This window comes from Fulvivirga kasyanovii (assembly GCF_009711405.1).
Lineage (GTDB): Bacteria > Bacteroidota > Bacteroidia > Cytophagales > Cyclobacteriaceae > Fulvivirga > Fulvivirga kasyanovii.
Genome location: NZ_SMLW01000679.1, coordinates 1 through 11,456 on the forward strand (window position 1 = coordinate 1; position 11,456 = coordinate 11,456).

7 protein-coding genes are annotated in these 11,456 nt (G+C 42.9%); 4 read left to right on the forward strand and 3 right to left on the reverse strand.

Translation table 11 applies throughout. The features are described from left to right. Positions 1-83 precede the first annotated feature (83 nt). Positions 84-2,255 (reverse strand): DUF3857 domain-containing protein, encoded by a 2,172-nt coding sequence (locus E1163_RS29545; RefSeq protein WP_155177290.1) that lies wholly within the window; start codon positions 2,253-2,255, stop codon positions 84-86. Then, the gene (locus E1163_RS29550) at positions 2,248-4,149 is read right to left on the reverse strand and encodes a transglutaminase-like domain-containing protein (protein WP_155177292.1); all 1,902 of its coding nucleotides are present in this window, start codon (positions 4,147-4,149) and stop codon (positions 2,248-2,250) included. The genes E1163_RS29545 and E1163_RS29550 overlap by 8 nt, the downstream gene beginning before the upstream one ends. Before the next feature lie 383 nt (positions 4,150-4,532). Between E1163_RS29550 and E1163_RS29555 the strand changes: the two genes are divergently transcribed. The 4 genes from E1163_RS29555 (at position 4,533) to E1163_RS29570 (ending at position 8,781) form a co-directional block, all read left to right on the forward strand. Continuing rightward, positions 4,533-5,858: an erythromycin esterase family protein gene (locus tag E1163_RS29555; protein ID WP_155177295.1), complete on the forward strand. Its 1,326-nt coding sequence runs from the start codon at positions 4,533-4,535 to the stop codon at positions 5,856-5,858. A 162-nt stretch (positions 5,859-6,020) separates the two neighbouring features. Beyond that, positions 6,021-6,833, forward strand: a complete 813-nt coding sequence (locus tag E1163_RS29560) for a sulfite exporter TauE/SafE family protein (protein ID WP_155177297.1) — start codon at positions 6,021-6,023, stop codon at positions 6,831-6,833. Positions 6,834-7,058: 225 nt separating this feature from the next. Then, positions 7,059-8,399: an MBL fold metallo-hydrolase gene (locus tag E1163_RS29565; RefSeq protein WP_155177299.1), complete on the forward strand. Its 1,341-nt coding sequence runs from the start codon at positions 7,059-7,061 to the stop codon at positions 8,397-8,399. Between the two features lie 49 nt (positions 8,400-8,448). Further along, positions 8,449-8,781: a rhodanese-like domain-containing protein gene (locus E1163_RS29570; RefSeq protein ID WP_155177301.1), complete on the forward strand. Its 333-nt coding sequence runs from the start codon at positions 8,449-8,451 to the stop codon at positions 8,779-8,781. A gap of 81 nt (positions 8,782-8,862) precedes the next feature. On the opposite strand, the gene E1163_RS29575 is transcribed toward E1163_RS29570, so the two are convergent. After that, positions 8,863-11,238 carry an ABC transporter permease gene (locus tag E1163_RS29575; RefSeq protein ID WP_155177303.1) on the reverse strand — a complete coding sequence of 792 codons (2,376 nt, stop codon included), beginning with the start codon at positions 11,236-11,238 and terminating at the stop codon, positions 8,863-8,865. Positions 11,239-11,456: the final 218 nt, after the last annotated feature.

An 11,456-nucleotide genomic window follows, 5' to 3' on the forward strand; every position in this document is an offset into this window, starting at 1 on the left:
TAGTACGAAATTTAAAAAAACTGGTACTCACTACTTATGGTTAGCTTAATACAACCTCCTTTAATCTATGGTTGAGATAAAACCTACAGCTTTCTTAAAAGTATCTGTTGCTGAGTAAAATTATAGGCAGCGTCCAGAAACTCCACCATCAAAGGCCAGTCTTCTTTTTTATTGAAGTTTGAACTGTAATGCTTCTTACTCTCCACAACCAGTTTATTGCCCTCAATCTTAGCTGAACTGACAAACCCTCCGGTAGCATTCTCTACCTTGTTTTGGAGCTTATCCAGCCCTTGTACCTGATAGCCATCAGGGATGGTAAACTCTATTCTATAAGCATATGACCGCGCAAAGGAATGGTAGACATCATACATGCGTTCTTTCCTTTCCTCATCAGTCAGATGGATCTGTCCATCTATGAATTTACCGATATTAACCAGGTAGTTTTTGCCTGCTCTCTTAATAGCACCGCCGGCTTCAACCTTGCAGGTATAAATAAACTCAGGAGTATCATGAAAACGGCCGGTTTGCACGATTTCAAGATCCGTGGGTTCCTCCAGTTTGAGATCAAGGTCATTAGCAATTACTGCCTTAAGCGACTCGTTCAACTGCTTTTCCCTGTTGGCGATATAATCAGACTTCCTCTGCAACAGCTTTTTCTGTTCCGACTTCTTGTAACCTTCAAAATCTTCCTCCATTTCGAACCGGGCTTTCTCCTCTTCCTTAAAGTCGTAGATATCCATCAGCACATTCTGATAAAATATTCTGTTGGCCCCGCTGGATTCCTTTTTAATATCAATATTAACTTTATCCTCATCCAGGTCAACCACACTAATATTATAGTGAGACATGGTATGGTTTGCCGAAGCTTCAAGCATGGGTATTTCCGTTTCGCTCAACTCCCAGTGAACCGGTGACAATACACCATCAACCTCATAGGCATAAGTTCCCTGTAAGCTTTCGTCAATTTCCCCAATGGTGGAGTGGTTAGTGAACCTGCCAATGTAAAAAGGATCGGTAGTGGTCACCTTGATCATCAGCATCAGTTCATTTTCAAGGATAAGGTCATCAATGCTGGAAATTTCCCTTGGCACACCAATGATCACTTTATGAGGGATATCATTCCATCTGTAGTAGTTGGATAGCGCGATCACGTCTTTAACTACACCGGAGCTCTCATTGGTATTTCGTCCGTACAAAAGTTTGGCCTCTGTATTTTTGATCCTGTCAATATTTCTGTAGGCATAGTAAGCCTCCCTTGCCAGTTTGTTCAGGTCCTTTTCTTTCTTATAATGCTTTCTCATATAACCATTGAGGTCAGAACCATAGTACATGCTGGTATTGAACATGTACTGCACCAGCTTTTTGGTTTCTTCTTTGGTAACCTCTGACTTCAAAACACCCGGCTCCCCTATAAAAGTCGGGGCGGAAGCTGCAAACGAAGAAGCATAGGTCACTTTAAATTTAACACTGGGGATCTGACGGTTGGCATACAACCACCTGATGTCTTTGATGCTTTCCCGGTCTTCATCTATCAGTGTATAGGTGTTTTTATCTTCCTTATCGTCAGAAGCCAACTCAAAGTCAGGGGCTCCGTTTAAAGATTTCAGGTTAATAAAACACCTTCTCAAGACATCAAAAGTGATCTTCTGCTTCATGATTGGGTAATCTCCATGCAACTGGAAAATAACCGGATCAAAACTGAAATATTTGGTAGCCAGCGTGATCCGTCGCTCTTCTCCGAAATAGTAGTCGAGGATATCTCCCTCTTCAAGGTTGGGGATAGCGAGTTTCAGCTTGTTGAAGCCGGAATTATTCACCTCCAGTTCTTCTTTTACCGCCTGCGACAAAGGTATTTCGATCTCCGTGCCATCCGGCTTTATAACTTTAAAGCCTGCATAAAAAGTCGACCTGATGTTGCCATAGGTGCCACTTTCAGGAATGGTAAACTGAGAGTAATCTTCAATAGAAGATTTGTCCAACAGCATGATCCTGTTGTGGTTAAACCGCACATAATCCAGATTTGAGCTTAATGGCGTTTTGCGATACGACAGCATGTTATACTTGGCAATGATCACCGCTGATTTATCCTTCCACTTGTCGGGAATGGCAGTCACGGAAAACTCAGGATCAGGATTGCTCCACATCATCTGCCTGATCTCCGCAGCCCTTTTGGGGTCATCATTTGCGGCAATTACTGCCTGCGCTACGAATATAAAAAATACAATAAACAGGGTTTTAACAGAATGCTTAGTCATCAGCTTTCAGGATTATTTGATCATTATAGAATTTATTGATACTGTTGACCGTGGCATTCCACTCTCCGAAAGCAGAAACAGGCAAAGTATTTTGAAGTAGTTTTATCTCCTTGGTGTACACTATTTTCCCTTTGACCATTTCGTATTTCAAGTCAAATTCAAAATAGTCATTCTCAACATGGTAGGGCTTCGGCAGGTAGTTGATCTTATAGCCTTTGGGCAGCGTAACCTCTGCTACCGTGCGGTTAAATGATTTTCGGCCGAAGTCATACGGAATGTCCCTGTCATCCTCAAGTTTAAGATCCTTAAATTCCTTTTTGAAGTCAAGATCAAGGTACATTTCATCGTCAAAGGTATTGATATGATTATCCAGTTTTATGTCGTAGCTGATAGTGAGCGGAGTATTTCGGTCCAGCTCAGAATATTTTGAAATATTAAAATTATCAGGATTGCCGCTACCGGAAACTACGGCTTTCAAAAACTTGTCCACGTCCTCTTTCGACAAAGCATGGATATAATTGAACAAGTCTTTTTTGTATTCCCCATTGATGTTGGAGAGGCCTGTTCCTGCCAGTTGATTGTCCGCAACATTAAAGGTCAGCCTGCTTTCGTTCAAATAATTTTCTATGCGCTCTACAGCTACCGTGTCAATTTTATATTCAGCCCCATTCTCGATCAAGATCTGTTTGCCCTGAATACGCTCCGCATGCTGTCCGAGTGGGTTATATTTTTCCGTAGGATCAAGAATGTATTGCTTACCCTGCATGTAAACGGTGCAGATCATGTGGTTATCCACTGCCAGGGAAGGAATGTCATAAGTATAAGGTATTTTATTGGTTCCAATCCATGTCAGTCGGGCATCATAGCCCGCAAGTTTCAGCATCGTCTTGGTAAGATTGGCCATGCCTTTGCAGTCCCCATACCGGTTGTAAAACACCTTGTCAGCCTCTTCAGGCTTAAATGCAGCCAGCCCATTCTCAAAGGCGATATATTTGATATTATCCTGCACCCAGTAATAAATGGCTTCAATCCGCTCCTTGTCCGTAGATAGCCCTGTTGTCAACTCTTTTACCTTTTCAGCTATACCGGCAGTATTATGCCCCAGTTGGCTTGTCAGGGTGTAATACCAGCCATACAGGTCATCCGTTGATGCCAGCACCGGTATCCGTGAATTGTTATACTCGTAAGACTTGGTAAGCAAAAGAATGTGGGGAAGGTAAAGCAATGAACCGGGAGCGTGATCATCATCAGACAGTGCGTCAACATCTGAGATATGGTAAGTATAGGTGGTTACCTCACCCTGAGTAACGGATTTCTTAATATCATAGCCTTCAAAATTCATTTCTACAGGTTCCACTTCCGCCCAGTTAGGTACGCGGATCACAATTTCCCTTTGTATAACAGGGATTTCGTCATGAAAGAATACCTTGGTAAGGTACCTTGGATCGGTGTAAACCGTTTTGGATTCAAAGTCTACCCCTTGCCCTTGCAGCCCCATTATAAAGCGGTAAGCGCAGATCATGGCATCAGAGTAAAAAATGTCTCCCGACTGGTAATGCCCGCAGGCTTTATCATGGTCATAGTTCTTACCTCTGTCCGATTTCAGTGTATAATTTTCTATGCTCGATTTATCATTGTAGTAATTTCGCTTTACAAAGCTGGTATTAGACCTTAGTGCCAGATACCTCAGGCTTTCTTCATGACTGGCGTTTAGAACACCGGATTTCTTATCAATAAAGTAGTCATATACCGACTTGGAAGACAATGCTGCAACTGCTGCATCGGGATACGTCACATTGAGCTTTTTTGCTTTACCAAGAAGCTCCTCATCGATTTTCTGTGCCTGGGCTTGAAAAGAGAGAAAGAGAAGTAAAAAAAGGGAGAACCTTGCCATATATGGAGCTAAAAAATGATTAAAAACACATTATAACTATAAGAAGTTATACAAGTCAAGACTTGATAATAAAAAAGACAAGGAAGTAACCCTTTCACATGAAAATAATAACGAAATGTAGAAGGTCACGGGTCGGTTGAGGTTGGTCGGTTGCTGGAGAAAAAATCAGGTAGAAAGGACAGGCAAAACACAGGCTATACCTTTTACTGTTTGGTTTTGGCTTTTAAGTGCTGATATTTTTACAAGGGTATCCGGTAATGGAATATTATCTACTCCTCAGGCAGATTATTCCACATGAACATCTGTTTTATCAGTGAATAGCGGCGCTATATGGGGAGGTATGTTTCTTGTTTTTTGTTAAATAAACAAACTATGTCACTTCCATGGATACTCAAACGCTTTCTGCTCACCAAAGATTAATTGAAAGTACCAAAGACGTCAGTCACAGGCTGGAAACATCACACCACCTCGACCCGCTTATGGATCGCATTGGAGACTCACGTTTTGTATTGCTTGGCGAGGCCTCTCATGGTACACATGAATACTATACCTGGCGAACGGCTATCACGCAGCGGCTGATAGAAGAAAAAGGCTTCTCATTTGTGGCCGTTGAAGGTGACTGGCCGGATTGCTACAGGCTCAACCGCTTTGTGAAAGGCTACAAAGATTCGGGATTAACAGAAGAAGAAGTACTCAGGCAATTTGACCGCTGGCCCACCTGGATGTGGGCAAACTGGGAAGTAGCCGCCCTGCTGCAATGGATGAAAGATTATAACAACAATGTTATAAAGAACCGGAAAGTGGGCTTTTATGGGCTCGATGTCTATAGTCTGGGCGAATCTCTTGAGGCTATACTCCAATACCTCGACAAAGAAGACCCGCAGATAGCCAAGGAGACCCGCAAGGTAATGGAATGCTTTGAAAGCTATGGCGGCACTGAGGGACAGGCTTATGCAATGGCCACCCGGCTGGTTCCCAAAGCCTGTGAAAAAGAAGTGGTTAAAATGCTGGCAGACATTACCTCTCACATAAGCAGCTACGATTCAGACCCCGAAATGGTATTTAGCACTGGTCAAAATGCCAAAGTTGCTGTCAATGCTGAGAGGTATTACAGGGCTATGGTTGGCTCAGGGCCGGAGTCATGGAATATCCGGGACAGGCATATGGCCGAAACCCTGGATGACCTCATGGAATTTCATGGCAAGGACAGCACCAAATGTGTGATCTGGGAGCACAACACCCATATTGGAGACGCCAGGGCAACCCCGATGGCCAGAAGCGGAATGGTAAATGTCGGCCAGCTTGTGCGCGAAAAGTATGGCGAAGAGGATGTGGTGCTGGTAGGCTTTGGTTCTTACAAAGGAAGCGTGATCGCAGGCAGGTCATGGGGCGCGCCTATGGAAGAAATGACAGTGCCCGAAGCCCCGGAAGGAAGCTGGGAATACTTGCTGCACAGCATGAATGAAGAAAACAGGTTGCTCATTTTCGATCCTGATAAAAATAAGGAACTCATGTCGCAGCGGCTCAACCACAGGGCCATCGGCGTAATTTATAGTCCGGGAGCCGACCGTTACTCAAACTATGTGCCCAGCCGTATTCCACAACGCTATGATGCATTCCTATACATAGACGAAACCGAGGCCGTGCACCCGCTGCACCTGAAAGCCAATAGCAAAGAGATGCCTGATACTTACCCGTGGAACCTGTAATAAGTGTATTTTGCTTGTAGCTCTCACCGAGATTTAAGACCACTCTGGTCACTCCCCCTACTCCTGCTACTCATTATATCATGTAACAAATGTTACGCTATCTCCCCTCTCGCGCCCATACCTTTGCAACAGTGGTCAAACAACTTTAAAACAACTTAGCAGATGACAATAATAGAAATTGCAGGGTACCTCGGGGCCGCAGCCATAGGAGTTTCTTTAGGGCTGATCGGAGGCGGTGGCTCCATACTTACTGTGCCGGTACTAGTTTACCTGATGGGTATAGAACCTGTACTGGCAACTGCCTACTCGCTTTTCATAGTAGGTTTCAGTGCCCTCATAGGAGGAATAAACTATGCCCGGAAAGGGCTGGTAAGCTATAAAACGGGAATTGTGTTCACTGTTCCTGCATTTGCAGCAGTTTACCTTACTCGGTTGCTTCTGGTACCGGCACTGCCTGAAACCTGGCTGACCCTTGGCAGCTTTAGTCTCTCTAAAGATACCGGCATACTGCTGCTATTCGCTTTTCTGATGGTGTTTGCTTCAGTATCCATGATCCGCAAAAAGAGCATAAGCAAAGCGCGGCACGACGAAAAAGCTAAAACTAAATTTAACTACCCTATGATCATCATTGAGGGGCTGGTAGTGGGTACCCTTACGGGAATGGTAGGCGCAGGTGGTGGTTTCCTGATCATTCCAGCCCTGGTGTTATTTGCCAAATTACCCATGAAAATGGCAGTAGGTACATCCCTGCTGATCATAGCAGTGAAATCACTCATAGGGTTTATTGGCGACATACATGCCGATGCACCGATCAACTGGACATTTCTGGGCATATTTTCCCTCATTGCTATTGTGGGCATATTCTTAGGGACATACCTCGCCCACTCTATTGACGGCCAAAAGCTTAAAAGAGGCTTCGGCTGGTTTGTACTGGTTATGGGCGCTTTTATGATCGTGAAAGAGCTTCTTTTTTAAGGATCAAACTACCACACCTATTGTTTCTCTCCAAGTTTGCCAACTGCTTTTGCCGATTGCTGTTTGCAACTGTATGGCAAACACAGCGATGAAAAAGTTTGTGTGCCGGGAAATTTTACCTGACTTTTTAAAGTCGCGCTTGTAACATTTGTTACTGACAGGCCCTTAATAACACATTAGATTTGCATTAGAATTAAATAAGACTTGAAAAATAACAAAGTAGATATGAAGATTAAACAGATATATGATAAAGCCCTGGCGCATGGCTCTTACGCCATAGAAAGCAACGGACAAATAGCTCTGGTTGATCCCGGCAGAGACCCTCAGCCTTACCTCGATTTTGCCCAAGAGCATAATGCCAGGATAGTGGCCATATTCGAAACCCACCCCCACGCGGACTTTGCCAGCAGCCACCTGGAATTTCAGCAAAAGCATGGCGCCGACATCTACGTCAATCCAAAAGTGGGTGTTACTTATGACTACAAACCTTTGGAACATAATGACGAAGTAAAAATCGGAGGAGTTACCATAAAGGCACTATTTACGCCAGGCCACTCCCCTGATCACAACTCTTACCTGCTCATAGATGAAGAAGGAAAAGAAAAGGCCGTTTTCACCGGAGATTCGCTGTTTGTTGGTGATGTGGGAAGACCAGACTTACGTGAAGGGGCCGGCAATATCAAAGTGAACAAAAAGGAGCTGGCCGGTATGATGTACGATACGCTCAACTCTGTATTCAACGAGCTGGAAGAAGATGTGGTGGTCTACCCTGCACATGGTGCCGGATCACTTTGTGGCAAAAACATGAGCGATGACCTGTACAGTACCATTGGCCGGGAGAAAAGGGAAAACTGGGCTTTTCAGCTTAAGGAAAAAGACCGCTTCATTGACAGTTATCTCGAAGGCCAGTCTTTCATACCTAAATACTTCCCTTATGAAGTAGAGCTTAACCGCAAAGGTCTGGAGCCATTGGAAGAAAGCCTTAAAAAAGTGCCTTACCTGTCGAATACTGATGCTCTTGAAAAAGGCGTTGTAATCGTGGATGTCAGGGACCAGGCTCGCTTCAAGGCAGGGCATATTGAAGGAGCCATTAATATTCCCAACAGTAATGATAACGATAAGTTTGAAACCTGGCTTGGGTCAATTGTAGGCCCTGAGGAGCAGTTTTACCTAGTGGGAGACTCTAAAGCGGAGTTGGACAATGCAGTCAGACGTGCAGCAAAGATCGGATACGAAACGAATATCAAAGGAGCCGCTTTGCTCCCTAAAGATAACCTGGCCAAAGATGAGCCGCTTGACCTGCAGGATTTCAGGCAACACCCTGATCAGTTCACCATTGTAGACATCAGGAATACGTCTGAGGTAGCGGATGGAAAATTCTTTAAAGACGCCATCAACATTCCTTTACCTGAACTCAGGGAACGTGCTGATGAAATCAATGGCAACAAACCGATTGTAGTGCATTGTGCCGGAGGTTACAGGTCGGCCGCAGGAGCAAGCATACTGGCAAAGCAACTCAAAAACAAGGTATATGACCTTAGTGAAGCTATCAATGAATTTAAATAGGCTTCACAAGATTGGATAAAGTATAAAAATGATTTAAAAAGATAGAGAAATGTTTGGATTCGGATTTAAAACAACAAAATATCAAAACATAGGAGCGAAAGAGTTTCAGAGTTTGATGAAAGATAAGAATGCAGTGGTACTTGACGTACGTACCCCGGCAGAGACCCGCGATGGTGTTATCCCGGGCTATAAAATGATTAACCTCATGTCACCTGAGTTTGTAAGCCAGGTAGGTAAATTGGACAAAAGCAAAACCTACCTCGTGTACTGCAGAAGTGGAAACCGCAGCGGACAGGCATGTAGTGCTATGGCCGACATGGGTTTTAACAAGCTCTACAATCTGGTAGGTGGCATTTCTGCCTGGAACAATGAAATGAGATAAAATATCCTTTTAGTTTGCGTTGGATTTTAACCTCCTGTCTGACAAGGTCAGCAGGAGGTTATTTTTTAGACCCTTTAGCCGCTATTCGTCTCTTAACGTCTCTCTCGGATTTGCAACCGCCACTCTCAAAATGATACCGGAAGATGCAGATAGACCAATTATAAATAGGAGTAGACAGCTACATATTACAGGCACCCATCCAACTTCAATATGTTGAGCATACAGGTCTCCAAGCAGCGCCTGGGTAATAAAGAAGCCTCCAGCCCCTCCTGCTACCATTGCCAAAGCCATTATAAAGGCAAACTCCTTATTCAGAAGCACCATAATATGAGCAATTGTGGCACCTAAAACTTTTCTAACTCCTATCTCTTTTGTTCTTTTCTGAATATTGAGGCTAGCCAATGCATAAATTCCCGAAACAGAAAGCAAACAACCCAGTACGGTAAGGAAAAAGAATATCCGTTTGAGGTTATGGTTATAGGCATTCGCCTCCATATAAATGACTTCCTCTTGCAGCGTACTCAAAAAAGGCTGGTCAGGGAAAAGCTTTCTCCACTCTGCCTCCATTTCATGCTGTATACGAACTACATCATCTGTACCTGTTCCTATAACCATTTTCTTGTACTGATCAGGGCTTGCCAGCATATACACATGCTCTTCACTATCATGCTGCTTGAGGCCATCCAAATGATTGCTGACAACTCCAACTATCCGGTAAGGCTGATCATGGTAGAACAGTTGCATATCAATAGGATCAATAAGCCTATGATTGGCTACAAAATTTTCATTAACTATTATCGCTGTCTCACTGTCTGTCCTACTATCCTGCGTAAAACCACGGCCATTGATCATTTCAAGACCAACCACTTCAAAATAACCGGCACCAACTCTGTAAAGCAAAGTTTTAAAAGCCGGGTCATCATTAAATTTCGCGGTGATTTCATAAGCAGAATATGGACTGATATGGTTTTCTGCACCAGCTATTCCTGCTATGTCAGGATTATCTGCAATTGCATTTTTATAACGATTATATACTTGCTCGTCCTGAACGGATACATTAATAAGCCTGTCTTTCCGGTAACCGAAAGAGATATCTTTTTGATAATCAGCATTAAGTGTAAATATTGTTCCGGCTATAAGCACAATGATCGACAAAGCAAACTGAAGCACTAAGAGTAACCTGGTAAATGGATTTGTGCCATTGATCTTTTTGCTCCCTTTTAGAAGTACTATAGGCTTGGACTTACTGTTAAGCATAGCAGGGTAAATACCTGCCAGCACAACAGCGACAACCAATAAAGCTATGAGCGCTATGACTAAGTTAAGGCTATTCAAATCGTTTAAACCATAGCGTAGCTGCCACATAGCCGCAAACTCAGGTACAATAATCTGGGCCAATAAAACGCCTGCCGCTATTGCCAGGGCTATGGTGACAGCCATTTCAAACAGATATTGTCCAATAATCTGAGTCCGGCTTGAACCCACCACCTTTCGTAAACCTATTTCTTTCATACGTCGTGCTGTAAGCGCAATAGTCGTATTGGTAAGATTAAAGCAAGCTATAAGGAGAATGATAAAACCCAGTACTGAAAAAATAGTAAGGGCCATATAAGGGATCGGTAAACGTAAATCGCTTTTGTTTACTTCTCCATTTATCACCAAGTCGCGAAAAGGCAATAATTCATACGAAATGGTCTTTAGTTCGCTTTTTTCATTGCTTTTTCGGGAAATATATCGCTGCAATGTCTGCTCTACAGATGGTAGTTGATCTATATTGCTCAGTTGAAATAAGACTGATACGGAGTGATCCCACTCGTCAGTCCCGATTTCATTACCTTCGATATACATTTTCATCGGCAGCAACACATCGATATTAAACGAAATATTCAGTGGTAGCTTTTCCAAAACACCACCTACAACTGTCTCGTAGGTTTTATTGTTGAATTCCACTTTTACTATCTTGCCTATAGGGTCTTCATCAGCAAAATATTTTTTGGCAGCTTCATCACTTAAAAGCAGCCCATTATTATTCTCAAAGCTTTGGAAAGACCCCCGCTGTAGTTCCATTTTGAACATTCTAAAAAATGAGATATCAGCAAACCGCAAATTTTCTTCAAAGGCACGATCTCCGGAGCTGAGTATGCCCCATTGGTTGGTAAATCGTGTAAAACGCAAAATGGCTGGAATATCACTTGCCGCTTCAGGGCCCAGCATTATAGGTGCTGTCAGATCCTGATCTGCCTCGCCATCAGCATATTGGTAGTGATGTACCGTCTTTACAACATGGTCAACAGACTCTTCATTAAAATGATCATCAAATTCAAGATTATATGCAATTAACAGATATGCAGTGAGGCAGCAGGCCATTGCAATACCCATACCAAGGGTGTTAATAAGTACATATATCTTGTTTCTTTTAAGGTTTCTATAAGTTATTTTTAAATAGTTTTTAATCATGACCGATGAGTTTTAGTTGACCTGGTAAAAAATTTAGCTTTTGACGCACTTGCCATGAGATTGGTTACAATATTGTCATGAAAAAAATATTATATGATTTTATTATATTGTAAAATGTCCATTACATCGGAGAGTGAATTATAATTTTTTCAACTATCAATTTTTATGTTATGAGGCGAGAGAATTTCAGATTTTATTTGTTGCTTTTTATCCTGCTC

Coding starts and splice junctions, on each gene's coding strand:
- E1163_RS29575 (WP_155177303.1), bottom strand. CDS start 11,238: ATGATTAAAAACTATTTAAAAATAACTTATAGAAACCTTAAAAGAAAC.
- E1163_RS29545 (WP_155177290.1), bottom strand. CDS start 2,255: ATGACTAAGCATTCTGTTAAAACCCTGTTTATTGTATTTTTTATATTC.
- E1163_RS29555 (WP_155177295.1), top strand. CDS start 4,533: ATGGATACTCAAACGCTTTCTGCTCACCAAAGATTAATTGAAAGTACC.
- E1163_RS29550 (WP_155177292.1), bottom strand. CDS start 4,149: ATGGCAAGGTTCTCCCTTTTTTTACTTCTCTTTCTCTCTTTTCAAGCC.
- E1163_RS29570 (WP_155177301.1), top strand. CDS start 8,449: ATGTTTGGATTCGGATTTAAAACAACAAAATATCAAAACATAGGAGCG.
- E1163_RS29560 (WP_155177297.1), top strand. CDS start 6,021: ATGACAATAATAGAAATTGCAGGGTACCTCGGGGCCGCAGCCATAGGA.
- E1163_RS29565 (WP_155177299.1), top strand. CDS start 7,059: ATGAAGATTAAACAGATATATGATAAAGCCCTGGCGCATGGCTCTTAC.